We start from the raw sequence: 19543 nt of genomic DNA, 5'->3' as shown, positions 1-19543 counted from the left end.
AACATAGAAACTCATGGAAAAGATTATAAAATTAAAAGTGGTCGATGTAGTACAGGAAACACCTGATGCTATCAGTATTCACTTTAAACAACCGTTTTTTAAAAAAATTAAATACACTCCTGGTCAATTTTTAACGCTATTGGTCAATGTTGATGGAAAAGTCGAAAGAAGATGCTATTCTTTAAACTCTGCTCCAAAGGTGGATCAAACAGTGAGTGTAACCGTAAAAAGAATTAAGGATGGTAAAGTATCGAACTTTCTATTTGATAATATCAAAAAGGGAGAAAAAATAAAGGTGCTTTACCCAATGGGTGATTTCACTATCAAGCCTGATGCTAAACTGAAAAGACATATTGTTTTGTTTGGTGCCGGTAGCGGTATTACTCCTTTGATATCCATTTTGAAATCAATTCTTCATCTCGAACCTCAAAGTATTGTTTCCTTATTTTATGGCAACAGAGATGTTGAATCCATCATATTCAATAAGGACTTAATGAACTACCAGAATCAATTTGTCGACCGACTTCAATTGGTACATATTATAGAACAACCGGGTGATTTTAAAGAGTGCTATAAAGGTAGAGTGGAAAGATCTCAGGTGGCTGAATATCTTAAAAAGATACCAAAATGGGCAGCTGAGGAAACAGAATATTTTATTTGTGGTCCATCGGGAATGATGATCGAAGCCGAAGAAGGTTTAAAAGCTGCAGGTGTAGACGAAAAGACCATTCATATAGAACGTTTCTCTGCTCCTCCTCCATCTGCTCAAGAAATGCAAAAAGTAGGTGCTTTCCTTGAGAATAGAGAAATGAAAATTATTCGAGGAGGCACAGAACATACCATTACGGTACAAGCCAAAAGTAACATTTTAGAAGCTGCTTTGGATCATAAATTAAGCATGCCTTATGTTTGCATGGATGGTATTTGTGGTAGCTGTACGGCTAAAGTGAAACAAGGTGAAGTCTATATGAGAGATGGGCATGTGCTGAGTAAAGAACAACAAGATGAAGGCTATATTCTTCCTTGTATTTGTCATCCAGTTTCTAACGATGTAGTCATTGAATATGCTTAAAATAAGTAGAAAAAGACGCCGACAATGGATTGGGTTAAGTGTTGGTTTCTTTATCACAAGTATATGTTATGTAGTCTTGTCTCACCCAGCTAATGAAGACTATTTAAGTAAAGGCCCATTAAATACAGGACATGAAGAACTTCAATGTTCTTCTTGTCACACTTCTGCAAAAGGCAATGTTTTTCAACAATTGCAAGCCAATGTGATGCACACGGTAGGTCTAAGAAGAACAGAAGCCAATTTTGGAACAGAAAATGTGGATACTCAAAAATGTTTAGCGTGTCATGATCGAGAAAACGACAGACACCCTCTACATCGTTTTGAGGAACCTCGTTTTGCTGAAGCAAGACAAGAATTAGGGGTGACTCAGTGCGAGTCTTGTCATCAAGAGCACAATGGGGTAAGAATCACTCAAACTAATTTAGGATATTGTCAGAGTTGTCATGAAGACACAGAGATGAAGAATGATCCTTTAGAGATTTCTCATAAAGAGCTCATCGCCAAAAAGAATTGGAATACCTGTTTACAGTGTCACGATTTCCATGGCAATCATATCTATGAAGCTTCAGCCACATTAAAAGATACTATTCCGATTGCAGAAATTAAAGCTTACTTCGAAGGAGAAGATTCCCCTTATGCGGATATCAAAAAGTATTATGCGACTACTGAAGAAGAGTTTTTAGCCGAAGCTAAGGAATAATAACTACCTACTAATAAGATGATGTCTACTTAACTATCGATTTAATTATTGATAGTTAAGTTTAATCGTCTTTTACTGTTGAGTAAGTAATTCAGCTCTGCTAAAGGAAAATCGACATATTTCAATCCTATCGATTCACTTCCCTGATGTAAAGAGTATTTTTTATAAATATCTACTTCATCTACATAGAACAGTTTTTCATTTTCGAAGTAAGTGATTTTTAATTCGGCATGTTTAAACTTTCTTTTAGGGTGACAGATTTGAATATCAATTACTCTATCCCAAGGAATACGCTTTAGATTGTACAATTGAATTTTCTCGTAATCAAACGTAATTGCTGGTGTATTTGAGAAGTACATTCGATTTAAGTAAGACACTCGATAATGTACAAAAACACTGAAAATAAGCGGAATAATGATGCCTGGAGCTAGTGTATAAAACGTTTTATTATTGAGAAAAATGAGATAAAGTATTTGAGATACCCACAAAGTCATCAATAAAATTTGTGCTATCCTTTTCTCTTTTTGCAGCTTGTGTTTGTTAAAATAGATGTTGTTAATTTCCGACATGATAATCTTCTAGGTTTGTTGTATTGGTTCTATGAACTAAATATAAGAAAATATCATGTAATTTCTACACTTATGCCTTAATTAATCATCACAAAAGCTCCCCAATAATAGGGCCTTTCATACTTTTTTAAGATATCCAATTGGGCTTTCCTGAATGCTTGATGTCGATCATTATTATCACTCCAATACTCATAAAACTTGGTCATTAGCTCTTGAGTGGCCTGATCATCTACATTCCATAAACTCATCACCACAGATTTTACACCTGCAATAGAAAAGGCATATTGCAAACCCGAAATCCCCTGCCCTTCTTTCACTTCTGAAACTCCCGATTGACATGCCGATAGGATAAGTAGTTCTGTATTTTGCAGGTTAAGTCCCGCTACCTCATAAGCAGTTAGAATACCATCGTTTCCAGATTCATATATTTCCTGAAGTGATCTTGAATCGCTATTGGTGTAATCACTAAAGAAAAGGCCCGATTTCAATAATGTATTTTCGTTGATACTATTTTTGAAGTTATTGATAAAAAAACCATGAGTTGCAATATGAATAATATCCGGTGACTTTTCCATATTTTTAAAAATACCCTCTTTCGCTTTTTCCCTAGTAAAGACCTCTACATCCCACCCTCCTTTAAGTAATAATTGGTGAGAATTTGATATTTCTTTTCCTGTACCGGGCAATTCAGCTAAGCGTACGTTCAATCCTTTGCTTATTGAACCCCTCGTTTTTGATTCCTCAAGTAAACGTTCATCAAAAATTGGATTACCGACCAAATAAGCCGTTTTATGTTTTTTATTTCTGTTTATTATCAAATCAAATGATGTGGTCGTACTTGTCAGCTGACGGATATAATCCTCCTCTAGTACATAGCGGTCTGTTTTTAGATTCTTTAGTGTGTTTACATTAATCAGATTATAAATTCCATCTGTGACTAAATAGATTCGCTCTGCGTTAATATTCAAAGATGCTAATGTCTTCTTGATAGGCAACCAATAATTATCATAAGGATCATCATTTTGCTCCTCATTGATAAATTCTAAACCTCTTCCAAGGGGTGTATTTTTCCTTTGATAATTATAGAATACTTTTCCTTCCAAGAAATTACTTTCTCCTAAATCTACTTTTAAAGGGTGATCAATTTCTTTACTCACCAATAAAGCGATATACTTATTCGAGTGTGTTTTTGAAGTCCTTAATTTGATGATTTCTATAGCCACCTCATTATCACCAAGCTTTTGACGTACACTTTCAAAGCTTAAATCTCTGTTGTATTGTTGTTTCCCGAGGTATTTGTTACTTGCTAACACCAAGGTCTTTTCTAAGTTATTGATTTTCGATTGCAGCTTATTGATATTTACTTTTAAGGAATCTCTTTGCTCATTGGATAAAAAATTAACGGTAGCAATTTGATCCCTACCTTTCAATAACTTGCTGGTATAGGATGGGAAACCTTGGTTTAATCGTTCTTCTCGATACTCATACATATGATCCAATCGATCTCTTGTTTCCACTAAAAAGTAATCCCTGAACCGTATTTGAATGGTGTAACAATACATCAGCATTTCTGGAGACACCTCATCACCCATTAAATCAAAAATGTCGAAAAAACGATCGAATAACCTGTTTGTACTATTGAGGTATTTCATTTTTTCCTGAGAACTTGAATACCTCATAGTTAGATCATAAAATTCGAAACGGTCTTTTACTGCTTCAATTATTAATTGTTCGGCTTTTTCCCATTCTTTACTTAGTGCTAAAGTGTATGCCCAATCTGCCCTTACCCTAGTATTTAAAATTGTTCCATCAAAAGTAAGTTCAGAAAGTTGTTCAAACTCCTTTATTGCTGATGCATATTCTTCTCTTTTTAAATAAATTAAAGCTTTATAAATTCGAGCATGAATGAAATGTACCTCCGTTTTTTTGAGTTTATCATCATATAGTTCTAGTGCTTGATTGATACAATAAGAGGCAGAATCCAATTGATTGAGATAATAATAATTTCTCCCCTTCTGCTCATTGATCATCCCTATCCCAAGGTGATCTTTTCCACAGAAACTCATCAATAATTTTTCAGATTGTTCTAACTTTTTTAGAGCTGCATGATATTGTCCCTCATATTCATCTAGAAATGCTGACACCGATAAAATTTCAGCATAATTTAAGGTGGAATCTTGCCCTGCCTCTCTAAGCAATTTCTCCCCTTGCTTTAATAACATTTCTGGACTTTTCGTCCTTCCTACATAAATCTGTAACTCAATTAAATCGAGGTAAGACTCCACAAAATTTCTAGTGTACATTTTATGGCTATAGCGTAATCTATCTAATTGAGAGGTTAATAATATCTCTGCTTTTACAAATTCCCCTTTAATGATTTGCCATCGTGCCTTAGTCGTTTGCAGGTAAAGGTTTTCTTTAGCGTTATCTTCTAATAAACGCTCTACCTCTTCTATCAACTTTTCGATGTTAGTATACTCTCCTTTCTTTAATTTAAGATTGATAATGCCCACTAAACATTCCGATAAGTTATATTTTTCTTTTTGGTCTTTTCTATAAATTTGAACCGCTTCTTCCAACAGCTTTTCTGATTCATCGAATCTACTTTGGTAGTAATACAACAGTGCTATATTCTTATTGATCGCTGCATAAGAAAAATGAGCTTTACCTAAAATTTTTTCAATTCGGCTCCTTATTTCCAACATCAATTGCTCTGATTGACTATACTGACCATCCAGCATAAGTGATACGGCTAAAACCATTTGTGCTCTAGCATAATTGGCCGATTTATCCCAACCTTTATCAGCCAATACCTCTAACTCTTTTTCGATAATACGTATGGCTTCATCTTGACGGTTTGATGCATTATACAGCTTGGCCGTATATATTCGTAAATCGGAAAAATCGTTATCGAAATTAATATTGTTTTCTACTTTTTTGGCAAGATCATTTGCCTGAGTAAAATAGTTTTCTGACGTTTCAATATCTTCCTCCAATAAGGACAATAACCCCTTGTTGGCATAAAAATGAACTTGATTTGTATTCGCTTCTCCTAAAGTATTGTCTAAGATACTCTGAATTTGGGGCATCAGTTTTTTAGGTTCAATAGTTCTGCCCTGAAGTAAGTAAGAGGTACAAAGATAATTGAGAGAAATGGCATAATCGGGAAACATCCATCCGGTTGTTTCATCAAAAATATCTAATGCCTTCTGAAAATTAACAGTAGCTTCCGAGTATTCCTGTCGGTTAAGACATATTCTACCCAATACGATTAAAGGTACTGTATTATGAATACTCTTCGGTCCATGAATCTTAGTTTCATAATTCAGCCACTCTTTTGCTTTTGATTTTGCCTCATTTAAATTGCCCTTATTTGATAAGCTAATGATCTCTTTTGCTGAATAGGTATCTTTACTATTATCAGAAGAATAACATAGTGAAAAGCTTAGTAAAAATGCTAAAAATAAGAGGAGTTTTTGATGCATAGTTTGAGTTTATAAGATCCATCTTCTTTACCTCATCTAAGATAGTAGTTTAGGTTTTTAAATTAAAATCAGATACTCTTTCTTATTTTATTTTTGATAGTAACATTATGCTTATCAAAAATTAAGGAGAACTTTGTCTTAAAAAATCAAAAAATGTTTATCCTCTAACAACTATTTATAACTATTGTTCGTCAACCTTTGTAACATATTAAATAGTAGTATATATAACTTCGGTTACTCATCTAAATTATGCAACAAATAGTCACTATCATTTCCGGATTGTTATTCATCATCTTCGGTAGTATCAAATTTACTGACATCTACTGTTATCTAGGCTTATTTAAGAAAGAAGCAATTGCTTTAAGTATTGTCACTTCTTTTTTATTGTTTGTTATTTTCGCTAAGATTGTCAGAGAATTGATCATTATTTTTTAGTCTTCTTGATAGCAGATCGCTATCGTGATTTCATTACCGATCATTTTTGTATCGAACTTCCAAGAATGCGTATCTTCTACCTGAAGCTTCCATTCATTATCCACATACCAAAAAGAAAAATCAGATAAGACAAAGGATTTATCCGTCGCTTTAATAAATGCCTCTTTCATTGTAAATAACTTGAATAGAGACATTTTTCGTTGGTTTTCGTCAGTAATAGACTGTACCTCTTTTAACTCCTGAGGAGACAAAAACCACTTTAGTTTCTTTTCATCCAGTTTGGTGATGGGTTCCATATCCACCCCTAATTCCTTATTGCTAATACCTACCACAAAGTACCCATTACTATGTGATAAATTAAAGAATACAGATGCTCCATATATAGAAGAAAGATAAGGTTTACCATTTTTAGAATAACTAAATGATATTTGCTTGGGAGGTATGTTTAGATGTTTAGATAAACAATGCTTTAGAAACGTACGGCCCATTAGAAATTCTTCTTTCTTCTGATCAGTTAAAAAGCGTTTATAGCGTTTACGTTCGTCACCATCTAATAAATTGATATCACCTTTAAGACTATCTTCTGCTGTGGTATATAAATCGTAGGGTTTCTTGCTCATTTGGTTTCTGATTAAAATCGTAGCATCAAAAGTAAGAAAAATATAGTTGTTTGATATAAAAAATCCCTGCCATATCTAAACAGCAGGGAAATAATCTTAATATTTTAAACTATTTTCTAGTTCGGTAAAACTGCATAACCAATTTCTTCTCCATCGGAATCAAGAAGTCTATAATGACCACCTTGTTCCATCATTTCATCGAAAGTGATTTCTTTGTTATTCGGATCCTCATAAGGTGATGTCTCTCTATATCCATGATAATAACGATCTATTGAGATCATATAAGCTACTTTAGAGGATGATTGAGATTCATGATCTTTACCAGTATATAATTCCAGATCATGGAAAATATTATCATTAGTATAATCACTACCTTCAACTTCCAATAGAGTGAAACCATTTAAACGTTTATAGATTTTCACATTCATGTTCTCATTCATAAAATCGGGATGAGTAAATGTAATATCAGCCTCATACATTGTATCTGTCAATGCAGCCTGACCAATATCCGACACTGCATATACTTCTTTTCCATTATAATCTGGATCATTAGATTTATTCATTCTTACAGAATAGGTACCTTCAATGATTTGATCATAACTGATTGCACTACCATCTTTTAAACCTTTAACATCTGCATACGTTACACCTTCGAAGTTGGCAGGAAACTTTCCTAAACTTGCAACATTTTCACCATGTAGAATATAATTATTATCGTTTAAGTTAACTGCATATGTTGATGATGGAATCACTTCACCAGTCATTTGATATGAGAATAAAGTATTACCATTAACTCTTTCTTCTAATTTCACCCAACCGTTAATTCTATCTTCACTACCTGGGCGATCAAAATCATAACTAATAGATCTACCTGTTAATTCATTCCCACCAATATCTGTTTTCGAATAATACTCCTCTCCTTGATGAGTTGGAACTCTATCAATTCTCAAGTAACCATCTTCAATATCAATCGGTAAGGCATATCCCTCATCAAGGTTGGTATATGAATTCGATTTACTTGTTCTCTCGTTGATATCAATTAAATCGATCAATACATTTTCATTATTTCCTTCTAGGGCTGTACCCGCATAAATATCGATCTCATAACCATATTCAAAATCTTTATAATAAAGTGATACACCAACCATCATTGGCCCATTTTCTCTAGGAATAAAAGCTGATGTTCCCACTTCATCTCCATTTCTTATTATTGGATATGTTTTTATTTCTGAAGTTTTAAAAGCATTTGCTCCCAAATCAGTAGCAGATTTTACATCATGATCATTATTTTGAGTCACTCTAAGGTGAATATTAGCTGACATTAATTCCTCATAAGAATAGGTATTTGATACATCTGTACTAGAAATCGTATTACCTGATTCTATTGGGGATAAATCTAAAATGGATTGAACTTCAAGGTCAGCGTCCAACATTCCTTCATAAAGTTTTACTTCATAATGTTCTGAAGCAGGCTGAGATAATTCAACAATAATATTCACTGAACCGTCTTCGTTTTTTGCAATATCAACCACTCCATTTTTAGTAAAATCTGTAAACGAAAATAACGAGTTTATCTGAGATTCTACTGGTGCTTGATCAGGTGTTAAGTTTTCATCCTGACTACAACCAAAAAATATAAATGCAGAGATTAGGGTAAATAAAATTTTGATAGATTTCATAATAGTAATTTAGATTCGTGTACTTAATAAAACGACAGTATTTTGTTTGAGTTATAACTATTTACCATTATTCACATTTGGTTGTTTTCCTAAGTTATTCTAAATTCAAGTAATTTTTTACTATAACTCTTACTATAAAATGAACAACTTCAGTCTAAAAAGCATTTTGCTGGCAGTGCTTATTTCAACTATTTCTTTTTCATGTTCAAAAGAAAAATCTGATAAAGTCAATTTGAATGGTGTTTGGAGACTCACCAACATTAAAGTTAATCTAAATTCTTTTGCAGAAGATATGCCTCCTATGGAAAAGAAAATGCGTGCTCAGTTTTTTGAGGGGATGTTCGAAAACACAATCAAAGAGAACTATAACATCCTTGTATTTGAAAATGACTCTTTGTTGACAAATTATAGACGCCCGACTAATATTGATCCGGATGACTATATGGAATATAAAAAAGAGTATCTTAAGGATTTTTCAGAACCTTATAAGATTTTGAAAAAGGAAGGCAAGTTTTATTTCAAAGTAGGTGAAAACATTCATCAGCCTAGAATTATCACTTTATCTTCAGATGAATTGGTTATTGAAAACTTTAACGACAACATCACCTACCAGTATTTTGAAAAAGTATCTGATGAGATTTAATCTTTATTGATTTATAAAAAAGACGAGGTGGTTTTAATTTTAAATTACCTCGTTTTTTTTTTTAAATTCTTACAATGATAAAAACTACCACCATTAAATAACTAATAAAATAACCTCTATCTATTCCATTTTAACCCCACCAAAATCCAACCCCAAGAAACATAAAATTCCTCCCCCGACCTTTCCTCTCTTTCTTCTACATTTGATGTATTAATCATCACAACAATTTTTTGAAATGAAATATTACCAATTAGCTATCCTTACCTTATTACTTTTTAGCTTTTCTGTGAAGGCGAAAGATTACTCAATTTTTGATTTTGGTGCAAAGGGAGATGGTATTACCTTAGATACTAAAGCGGTTCAGAAAGCCATTGACACATGTAGTGCTGAGGGAGGAGGAAAAGTGATTATCCCTTCTGGAAAAATAGTTTTGATCGGTACTATTTATCTTAAAGACAATATCACATTATACTTAGAAAATGGAGCCATTTTAAGAGGAAGCCCCGATATCAATCAGTATGCTTTAGATACGCATAAGAATATGTATAAAGATGAGCCACACATGGATCGATGCCTCATTTTTGCTAAGAATGCACACAATTTCAGTATTGAAGGAAACGGAACAATCGATGGAAATGGTCACCCTAAAAACTTCAACAATAAAACAGGAAGACCTATGCTTATTCGCTTTTTGGAATGTAGCAATATCAAAATGAGGGATGTCAATTTAATTCACCCTGCAGCATGGACGTCTGCTTGGATCAATTGCGATGAAATTGTCGTGGAAGGAATTCGTATTGGAAGTAGAGTCAACCACAATGGAGATGGACTTGATTTCGATGGATGTAAAAACGTAATGGTTTCCAATTGTTCGTTCGACACAAGCGACGATTCTATTTGTCTACAAGCTTCTGATCCAAAAAGGGGGTGCTACGATATTGTCATCAACAATTGTATTTTCGAAAGTAAGTGGGCAGGGATTCGTATTGGTTTGTTATCAAGAGGTAATTTTGAAAGAGTGAATGTATCGAACTGTACCTTCAAAAATATTCAGGATAGTGGATTGAAAATTCAAATGAATGAGGGTGGTATCATGAAAAATATGACGTTCTCTAATTTGACCATGACTAGCGTTCCAAGACCTATCTTCCTTACTTTTTGTCAGCAAAGAGCCTGTGTTGATGCTCCTAAGGAATTGTATCCTATGAATTATATGGGTGATATTTCCTTCGAGAACTTCCAAATTGATAACAGCATGTTGGATAAAAATTCGGGAATAGTAATGACGGGGTTACCTAAAGGAATGGTAAAAAATATTTCATTGAATAATATTCAATTCACTATATCGGGTGAAGGAACAAAAGAAGATGCAGAAAAGACCAACATCAACGAATTAACTCCTGAAATTATGAAAGGTTGGTGGCCAGAATTTTCACTTTTAGGTACACTACCGACTTCAGGAATTTATCTAAGACATATGGAAAATGTATATGTGAAGGACATCAAGTTGACTACTTTGAAAGAGGACCAACGCCCTCCAATTGTTAGTGATGATGTCTCTAAATTACATGTCGACAACTGTTATCTCAACGGAGAAATCATTCATTATTCTCCCATCAAATAATTTGATGTTAATTGAATAAATTAGCATCCATACCAGCATTAGGGGCCTTTTGAGGTCCCTTTTGGTTTCCTCCTCCAATTCTATATCTAAACATCAAACGGACTACTTTCGATTCCCACTCAAATACTTTGTGTTCTGAGAACGTCGGCTGATCTCTATACATCGTGTAGTGTTGAGAGTCCAGGATATCATCTACTGTTAAGATCAAACTTCCTTGCCCTTTATTTACGCTTTGAGATAAAGAGGCTTTCATAAAATAACGTCCATCTACTGTCCCTTGTGGGTTAAATGATGGAGAAATATAAGTAAACTGCATTTGCAACTGACTCCCTTTCCAAAGCTCCATACTCGATGTTAAAGAGGTTCTCCAATTGACATTTTGTTGGTAATTTCCAGGATCAATTGATGTTCCATCTACTTCAGAATAGAATACAGTAAAATTACCATTCACATTCCACCAATCTAATAGCTTCACATCTCCTACTACCTCTACACCAGCATCAATTGCATGATCCATATTGATGACAGTATTGACCATATAGTCTCCTTCACCATCGAAAGTATACCAACGTGCAGGATCGGTGTAATACTTGTAAAAGGTTGAAAATTTCAATTGATAATTTTCCTGATCAATACCATAACCTAGCTCAACAATATCTAAGAAAGTTGCATCTAGATTCGGGTTTCCTTTGTGGATATAATTAGGATTTGATGTGTCCTCAAACGGGTTTATCATTCGCATACTTGGTCGTTCCACTTTTCGAGTGTAAGAAAAGTACAAATGATCGTGTTCCGATAATCCTTGTTTCAAATTGATACTCGGATAAAGGTTAAAGTAGTCGTTTACATTTTTTGTTGCATCGGTTTCTAAGTAAGTATTGATATACGTATACTCTCCTCTTACACCTAATTGATAAGAGAACTTATTTTTCTTACCCGACAACATCAAATAAGCAGCGGAAACATATTCGTTGTATGTAAAAACATTGCTACGGTCTTCGTTAGGAAGAAAACCATCTTTGTTTTCACTGTAATCATACACCATCAACCCTTGTGTCTTATTTCTGTAGGTTTGCTTTACACCCGCTTCCCAGGTCATGCCATTCTTTAATTTTTGCTGATAATCCAATTGGAAAGCAGCATCATTAAAAGTGACATCAGTATCGTTAATTTCGTGTTCTCCAATATTTTTTTGATGTTCGACCTGACCTGTTGCCCAAGCTAAGCTTGTCGCCAATTCCCCGTCATTATTTGTTTTGTATACATAATCTATACGGTTGTCCATCACTTGCTTTTCTCCAAAGTGATTGTTGTATTGACTAAAAATAGTGTGATCATCACCTTCAAATTCTTCTGTGGCTAATGTTCCTCCTCTATAGAAATTTGTTGCTGCGAAGTTGGAAGAAAGACTTAGAGAATGCTGATCATTAAAATCGTATTGACCTCCTACCTGAAAGTTATGCTTTTCGAAGAAGTTATCTCCATAATAATCTTGGTAAGTGGCCTTTTCGTAATCATCATCAAAGTTTAGAAGTTCGGCATCCATGGTTTGATATCTATTCTCTTGCTTGTAATTGTAACCTGCATTAATAGATAGTTTACCCGTGTTTTTACTGAAGCCTAAACCTGCATCATACTTATCGTTGTTACCAACACCTAACATCACATTAGTGGTGGTAGAATTCATGTTTTTACGATCAATCTCTAAATTGATAATACCCGCCGTTCCATCTGCATCGTATCGGGCAGAAGGGTTGGCAATGATCTCAATGTATTTGATATCCTGAATAAAGATCTGTTCCAATAAAGGTCCATAATCTCCCGACTGACTTGCTGGTCGGTTATTGATAAATACCTGCACGCCTGTATTCCCTCTATAACTTACAATTCCATCTGCATCTACATCCACAGAAGGAATTAGCCTTAGTGCGTCTATTGCATTACCGTCAACTATTTTAATATCCTTACCGATAAAATATCGGTTATCGTCTTCTTGATCTTGTTTTTTAGCTTCTTCTAAATTTTGAGAAATTGAAAACAAAGGGATAAATAAAAAGAACAGTTGTATAATTATTCTTCGTAGCATAATAAATTAGTTTGTTTAAAACTACGAGAGAATTCACTTTAAAGCTACATCTGTTTAATCATATTAATGATTGAAATACAACAGTTAAAATTTGACACTATTCGATCATTATTTGATAAACTTAAAATGAGTGAAATTATATTAATCAACGGTAATTTAAACCATATTTCACTAAAATATTATCAAAAAGGTTTAAAAACACATTAACATATATAAAAAATAAAGTGATTTAATATTTTTGTTTAACATCAAATCACTTTATTATTTCATTTTACCTTTATTGCTTACCAAATCTTCCACCAAGGCTTTTTTACCTCTAGATTTTTATTAGAAACAGAAGAACATCAATACCGCAAATAGAATAGCAAACAGACCATCCATAAGACCAACACCAGCGTTTTTATCATTTACTAGTTCGTGGTATAAAGCCGATTTAGGAATGATGACTTTATCAAATAAGTAAGTAGATACGAATAGCAAAATTGTAAGCAAAGCACAATCAATAAACATGGTAACGAATGTTTCCTTCCATCCAATAAAATCATGTGATAATGTCAACATCACTATCAAACCTATTGCTATAATTTTACCTGTTACGCTTAAGGCAACCGCTACATTATTGTTCTTAATATCGTCTTGAATATGAAAACGAGAGAATTTGATATACCCTTTCAGGTAAGAAACTAAGAATGCTTGTCCAAAAATGAAGAACAAAATAGTTTCTTGCCATCCACCTGTATCTCCAGAAACAGAACTGCCAATCATTAAGCCTGTTGCGACATAAGTACCAAATTGAACAATACCTACTGAGATATTTTTATTATCAATAATTTCCTTCATGTTGTCCACACGATTGAAAATCATAAAATCGTTAATTAAACGAGAAATGAACATCGCTATGATACCTCCGAAGGCATATAAACCTACTGATACCAAATCGTTCATTAACCCTTGTGATGAACCAATGTTTGCTCCAAAAAAGATAATGGCCACCCCTAAAAAATATCCAGATATACTGATGCTATAGGCTAGATTATCTTTATCTGTTAGTTGTTTATTTACATTGTCTTTAATGAAGAGTCCTTTTAATAGTCGTGCAATGACGAGCATAACACTAAAAAGAATAATGTACGCCCCTCTGGCGATCCAAACGTCTAAATTAAATTCTGTAATGTTTTCCATGTCAGTCTATAAATTATGATTTAAGTTCTTGTACGGCAACTATACCGGAATCAATAGCTTCAACTAAAAAAGGTAAACGACCATTATCAACTCCTGCAAACACAAAGTTTTTGTATTTACGATCGATATTAAGATCAGTTCCCAAATACCCTACGCCTACTTTAGGCATTGCATGTCCCATGAGATGTACAAAAGATTGCTCAATTTTGGGAGTAATATCAGTTGTTTTTAAGTCTAAAAAAGAGGCTATTTTTTCCAAAGTATAACGAACCAATAAGTTAGGAGTTTTCTGTATATCTACCAATTTTTCTTTCTGTTGATGTGCAAAACAGTAATAGGCAGTTAGCATTCTGTTTCCCTCCTTATTTTGTGTGATGTTGTCCACAAACCCTAAATACTCCCCATCAAAAGTCTCAAGATTTTCGTTTTGCCATAGTCCACCCAAGAATTCTACTCCTTCTTTAAAAACCAAATTAACAACTACCCAACCCGAAGTTTGCATCAGATAGTCTGTTTTATTTAAGACCTCACTAAAAGTAAACTTTAGGGTATGTTTTGGGGCTGCATAAATAACTTTATTCGCTATCACATTTTGAACCTCATTCTTCTCAAAATCAATTAATTCTATTTTAAATTGATTATTCCTTTCATCAAATGATATGGAACGACAAATATGGTTGAGATGCTTTTTTTGCTTTGGAATAGCTTGCTCAAATTTATCAACAAAATAAGCATTCCCTTGAGGAGGTGAAAAAACATCTGCCCATTCGTCTTCATGCGGTCGATTGCAATAATAACTTATCCCTGCCAAGGCACTCACTTCGTCTATAGTCGTTCCATAATCGTCCAACATATGGTAATTGATTCCATCCCAAAATACATCAGAAAATTCCATTCCTTGTTGAATAAGCCAATCTTTAAACGTGATGTGATTTAAGTCCTGAATAGAGGCTTCGTTAAGTCGTGAAGGCAATGTGATCTTATCATCGAATTGATGCAGAAACTGATAAAACTGTGTGGCTTCTTCTTCATTAAAGAGGACGTAATTGTAGTATTGATTACCATATTTACACAGCATCAAATCCTTTTGAGGAATAACATATTCCTTATCTTTAAAATGATAGACTTCTCCTTCTTTATGAATGATATTAAGTTGCTCCAAGGTCTGTATGACTTCATTACCAAACTTCTCAGGATAACTCAAATCGTAGTGCGCTCCTTGTGCAAAGTAATTTTGGTGATATTTTTCCGCACTACTCGTTCCCCCCCAACGGTCGGATAGCTCAAAAATATGGTAATCTTCCTCTCCCATTGCAAATGCAGCAGACAACCCGGCAATTCCACCTCCAATAATTATTGTATCTGTATTTATCAAATGATCTTTTTGTGGATAGGGCTTCTTTTGAAACAATGTATGACCTCTTTCCATATCAGAACGAAGTGTGATATCAAAAGGGAGCTGATCATCAGAAGACGAACATCCACTTAAATAATACAATAATGCTGAGGAAGATAATTGTAAAAAATGACGTCTATGCATCAAAAAATTAGGAGTTAGAAGTTAAGAATTAGGAGTTTTGTTTGGCCTCCCATTGGTATATCACACAATTTATAGAATTTATCTCAATAAAATAAGTGAGGGTTCCTCCAAAATACTTATTGAAGAAACCCTTACTTATTCTTTATTACCTATTAGTTATTACTTATTACCTACATTACCCTCTAGTAAACACCCAATCGTTTCCTTTAGACAGATCTTCGTTATAGATATATCCATCATAATCGAAGCCTTTCAGTAATTCTGGGTCAGTAATGTTATGATCTGCAATATAACGCACCATCAAACCTCTTGCTTTCTTCGCAAAGAAGCTGATCATTTTATATTGATCTCCTTTTCTATCTTTAAAATTTGGAGTGATAATTTCAGCTTTTAACTGCTTTTTATCTACTGCTTTAAAGTACTCGTTAGAAGCAAGATTAATTAATACCTCTCCCTTTTTCATTTCTTTGTTTAATGCAGGTGCCAACGTTTCTTTCCAATAAGAATACAAGTTCTTATGATCTTCCACACCGAACTTCGTCCCCATCTCTAATCGATACGGCTGCATTAAATCCAATGGCTTCAACATTCCGTAAAGACCCGATAATATTCTCAAATTATTTTGAAGAAAATCAATCTGATCTTCATTAAGAGTATAAGCATCTAACCCTACATACACATCTCCTTTAAATGCAAAAAGTGCTTGACGTGCTGATTCAGGTTTAAACCTTCTTCTCCATTTATCAAATCGCTCTTTATTTAGATCTGCTAATTTGGGACTAATCGACATTAAATCACCTATCTGCTCAGCAGACAATGTTTTTAAAGAATTTACTAATACTTCAGATTGTCCTAAATATTTTGGTTTCGACTCCTGTTGTGTTTGTACAGGTGTTTCGTAATCTAAACTCTTAGCTGGTGATATTACAATTTTCATAAATGTCTTTTTTGAATAATTAAGTTCCTTTGGCTTTATCATTGAATACTACAAAAGTAATTATAGCAAATGCATAAAACCAATTGATAATTATGATAGAAGTATAAGTTTGATCTATTCTTGATGTACTACTTTTCCGCCTCCACTTTTCCAAGCATCAAAACCACCTTCTAGGTCCACGACGTTTTCAAAACCCATTTCTTTTAAAATGCTTTTCGCTTTTGCAGATCTAACACCGCCTTTACAGAAAACCATCACGGTAGCTTCTTTATCAAGATCTTTTACTTCTTCTTTAAAACTATTTGATTTCACATTTATGTTTTGAGCATTTTCCATAGTGCCTTGCTCGTACTCTCCAGGTGTTCTTACATCAATAATGATAGCATTCGGGTGAGTATTCTTAATTTCTGCAAATTCTGATACAGATACCTGTGGTTCGTTGGAAGTAGTTGCACTTTCACAAGAGACCATAAAAATGAGTGAAAGAATGAAGCTGCTTGTCCTAAAAAATTTTAAAAAAATATTCATATAAAATATAATTAACTGTATCACAGTAGTTTAAAATTAGTGGCATGATTTTAATTTTAATTCCACAACAAAAAGTCCTATTTTTCGTCTGTAATTAACAAAACCACGATGGTGTTGACCATTTTACTCATGCAATATAGTTAATATTTGTTTGCACAAGTATAAATTACCCATCACTTAACAGCTGTTAGCAGCTATTTTTAAGTTGTAATGATTAGTGATAGTTTTTATCAATAATCGTTCTAGAATTTTAAATTTTTTGACTTCAAGACCATGTTAAAACAGGCACAGAAGCTCAAGCAGACACAAACATTATCACCTCAACAAATCCAATTCATTAAACTGTTGCAGGTACCCACAATAGAGCTTGATAAGAGAATTCAAGAAGAGCTTATGGAAAACCCTGTTCTAGAAGAAGGGAAAGAGGCGGAGAAGGAAGATAATGAATTTGGAAATGATGAAGCTACACAAGACGATTTAGACTCTACCGATGACTTTGACATTGATGATGTTCCTGACATTGACCCAATAGATGAAGTAAATATCGATGACTACGTGAGTAACGACGATATTGCTGGTTACAAAATGTATGGCGATGGTGATGTTGCTGAAGACAAAGAACTCCCAATCCCAATGATGGATACCTTGAGTGACTCTCTGTTATCGCAGCTAAGCTTTCTTAATCTGGATGATGTAGAGCAACAAATTGGTGAGCAACTGATTGGCAGTATAGAAGCTGACGGGTATATTCGTCGCCCTCTAGAAGCAATTGTAAATGATTTGGCCTTTCTACAAAATGTAGAAACTGATCTAAATCAGGTAGAAAAAGTGTTGGCCATGATTCAGCATTTTGACCCTCCTGGAATTGGTGCTAGATCTTTACAAGAGTGTCTTGAAATTCAATTAAAAAGAAAAGATACTGAAGATACTATCGTGAAAATTGCCATTAAAATGGTGGTTTTATGTTTCGAAGAATTTAAGAAAAAACATTATACAAAGATTCAAAAACGTTTGGCTATAAACGATGAGCAAATGAAAGATGCCATCGATATGATCACTCACTTGAATCCAAAGCCAGGAGGAACCAACATGATGGTGGCTTCTGCACAATTCCTTACGCCTGACTTTATTGTGAAGGAGGTAAATGGAAGGATTAATATTTCGTTAAATGGTAAAAATGCGCCTGACTTACGTGTAAGTAGACAATACGGAGACATGTTGCAAGCATTTGATAAAACGCCTAAGAAAACGAAAAAAATGAGAGAAGAGGTGCGTTTTGTAAAGCAAAAATTAGATGCAGCGAAATGGTTTATTGATGCCATTAAACAAAGACAAGACACATTACTTCGTACGATGAATGCTATTATTGATTATCAAATGCCATTTTTCTTAAGTGGAGATGAAGGTAAATTAAAACCGATGATCTTAAAGGATATTGCTGAGATTATTCAAATGGATATTTCAACCGTATCACGTGTGGCAAGTAGTAAGGTAGTAGAAACTGATTTTGGTATCTACCCTCTCAAATATTTCTTCTCAGAAAGTATTTCTACAGAAAGTGGTGAAGATGTGAGTAGCAAACAGGTGAAATCTGTTTTAAAAGAAATGATTGATAAAGAAGATAAGCGTAAACCTTTATCAGACGATAAACTAGAAAAATTACTAAGAGTAAAAGGATACAATATAGCTAGAAGAACTGTAGCCAAATACAGAGAACAAATGAATATTCCTGTGGCTCGAATGAGAAAAGAACTTTAATGAACAATACTAAACTATTCCAAGGTATATCAGTATTGCTTCACCCCATTTTTATACCCTGCTTTGTGGCAGGGTTATTCCTTTTTGGGGCACATGAAGCACCATGGCTAGACACTAAAGCACGATGGTCACTATTTAGTTTAATAGGTACCATTACGACTTTATTGCCTATTAGCTGCTTGTTACTGATGCAAAGATTTGGGATTGTACAAAGCCCACACCTTCACAATCGTGAAGAGCGTTCTTTTGCCCTGTCAATTATGATATTGGCTTTATCAATTGCCTGTTATATTTTGCTTCTTAAGATTAATGTGAGCAACAATCTAAATATTGCTTTTATCACCATTACCATCACATTAATTGTTGCCACTATTTTCAACTTCTTAGAGAAAATATCTTTGCATTGTATTGGTATGTCGGGTTTCATTGGATTATGCCTTTATTTTATCACATCAAACATCAATGCTCCAATTGTGCTTTTTGATGCCCTAGGAATTGGCGTTATTTTACTTGGAGTGGTCATGACAGCTCGTTTGTACTTAAAAGCCCACACAAACTATCAGGTGTATTTAGGTACCTTTATTGGCTTATTCTGTGGTTATTTCGGAGCCATTTTAAGCACCCTAATTTTAGAAGTACCTCAATAAAAAAACTGAGCCGATATAGTAGTACATCGAACTCAGTT

General features: G+C 34.0%; 16 protein-coding genes. 7 read left to right on the top strand and 9 right to left on the bottom strand.

The features are described 5' to 3' along the window. Positions 1-13: 13 nt before the first annotated feature. Positions 14-1072 (top strand): ferredoxin--NADP reductase, encoded by a 1059-nt coding sequence (locus KMW28_RS07165; RefSeq protein WP_066208841.1) that lies wholly within the window; start codon positions 14-16, stop codon positions 1070-1072. Continuing rightward, the gene (locus KMW28_RS07160) at positions 1065-1772 is read left to right on the top strand and encodes a cytochrome c3 family protein (RefSeq protein ID WP_169663985.1); all 708 of its coding nucleotides are present in this window, start codon (positions 1065-1067) and stop codon (positions 1770-1772) included. Before KMW28_RS07165 ends, KMW28_RS07160 begins: the two co-directional genes overlap by 8 nt. Before the next feature lie 41 nt (positions 1773-1813). Here KMW28_RS07160 and KMW28_RS07155 read toward each other — a convergent pair whose 3' ends face one another. Both KMW28_RS07155 and KMW28_RS07150 read right to left on the bottom strand, forming a co-directional pair. Continuing rightward, positions 1814-2341 carry a hypothetical protein gene (locus KMW28_RS07155; RefSeq protein ID WP_169663986.1) on the bottom strand — a complete coding sequence of 176 codons (528 nt, stop codon included), beginning with the start codon at positions 2339-2341 and terminating at the stop codon, positions 1814-1816. 77 nt (positions 2342-2418) lie between these two features. Next, positions 2419-5826, bottom strand: a complete 3408-nt coding sequence (locus KMW28_RS07150; RefSeq protein WP_169663987.1) for a CHAT domain-containing protein — start codon at positions 5824-5826, stop codon at positions 2419-2421. Between the two features lie 249 nt (positions 5827-6075). Here KMW28_RS07150 and KMW28_RS07145 point away from each other — a divergent pair, with 249 nt between their 5' ends. Beyond that, entirely contained in the window at positions 6076-6261 is a 186-nt protein-coding gene (locus tag KMW28_RS07145) for a hypothetical protein (protein ID WP_169663988.1), read from the top strand. On the opposite strand, the gene KMW28_RS07140 is transcribed toward KMW28_RS07145, so the two are convergent. Next, positions 6258-6881: a 4'-phosphopantetheinyl transferase family protein gene (locus KMW28_RS07140; protein ID WP_169663989.1), complete on the bottom strand. Its 624-nt coding sequence runs from the start codon at positions 6879-6881 to the stop codon at positions 6258-6260. The two genes, KMW28_RS07145 and KMW28_RS07140, sit on opposite strands and share 4 nt — an antisense overlap. 116 nt (positions 6882-6997) lie before the next feature. Continuing rightward, a complete protein-coding gene (locus tag KMW28_RS07135; protein ID WP_169663990.1) occupies positions 6998-8560 on the bottom strand; it encodes a hypothetical protein in 1563 nt (520 codons plus the stop codon). A 139-nt stretch (positions 8561-8699) separates the two neighbouring features. On the opposite strand from KMW28_RS07135, the gene KMW28_RS07130 reads away from it, so the two are divergent. Beyond that, positions 8700-9203: a hypothetical protein gene (locus KMW28_RS07130; protein ID WP_169663991.1), complete on the top strand. Its 504-nt coding sequence runs from the start codon at positions 8700-8702 to the stop codon at positions 9201-9203. Positions 9204-9438: 235 nt separating this feature from the next. Then, positions 9439-10827, top strand: coding sequence for a glycoside hydrolase family 28 protein (locus KMW28_RS07125; protein ID WP_169663992.1), 1389 nt, complete (start codon positions 9439-9441; stop codon positions 10825-10827). Positions 10828-10834: 7 nt separating this feature from the next. Here KMW28_RS07125 and KMW28_RS07120 read toward each other — a convergent pair whose 3' ends face one another. From KMW28_RS07120 to KMW28_RS07100, 5 genes are all read right to left on the bottom strand, one after another. Then, complete coding sequence (locus KMW28_RS07120) at positions 10835-12913, bottom strand: outer membrane beta-barrel family protein (protein WP_169663993.1); 2079 nt, start codon at positions 12911-12913, stop codon at positions 10835-10837. Between the two features lie 327 nt (positions 12914-13240). Beyond that, entirely contained in the window at positions 13241-14095 is an 855-nt protein-coding gene (locus tag KMW28_RS07115; RefSeq protein ID WP_169663994.1) for a DUF350 domain-containing protein, read from the bottom strand. A 13-nt stretch (positions 14096-14108) separates the two neighbouring features. After that, entirely contained in the window at positions 14109-15635 is a 1527-nt protein-coding gene (locus KMW28_RS07110) for an FAD-dependent oxidoreductase (RefSeq protein ID WP_169663995.1), read from the bottom strand. A gap of 175 nt (positions 15636-15810) precedes the next feature. Beyond that, complete coding sequence (gene yaaA, locus KMW28_RS07105; protein ID WP_169663996.1) at positions 15811-16572, bottom strand: peroxide stress protein YaaA; 762 nt, start codon at positions 16570-16572, stop codon at positions 15811-15813. Positions 16573-16686: 114 nt separating this feature from the next. Beyond that, entirely contained in the window at positions 16687-17043 is a 357-nt protein-coding gene (locus tag KMW28_RS07100) for a rhodanese-like domain-containing protein (protein WP_169663997.1), read from the bottom strand. 330 nt (positions 17044-17373) lie between these two features. Here KMW28_RS07100 and rpoN point away from each other — a divergent pair, with 330 nt between their 5' ends. Further along, positions 17374-18858: an RNA polymerase factor sigma-54 gene (gene rpoN, locus KMW28_RS07095; protein WP_169663998.1), complete on the top strand. Its 1485-nt coding sequence runs from the start codon at positions 17374-17376 to the stop codon at positions 18856-18858. Then, positions 18858-19505 (top strand): hypothetical protein, encoded by a 648-nt coding sequence (locus tag KMW28_RS07090; RefSeq protein ID WP_169663999.1) that lies wholly within the window; start codon positions 18858-18860, stop codon positions 19503-19505. The genes rpoN and KMW28_RS07090 overlap by 1 nt, the downstream gene beginning before the upstream one ends. The last annotated feature ends 38 nt before the right edge of the window (positions 19506-19543 follow it).

Source organism: Flammeovirga yaeyamensis, from assembly GCF_018736045.1.
In the GTDB taxonomy this organism is placed as follows: Bacteria; Bacteroidota; Bacteroidia; order Cytophagales; family Flammeovirgaceae; genus Flammeovirga; species Flammeovirga yaeyamensis.
The sequence above is the reverse complement of the archived record's forward strand: the minus strand, read 5'-3'. Positions and strand labels throughout refer to the sequence as shown.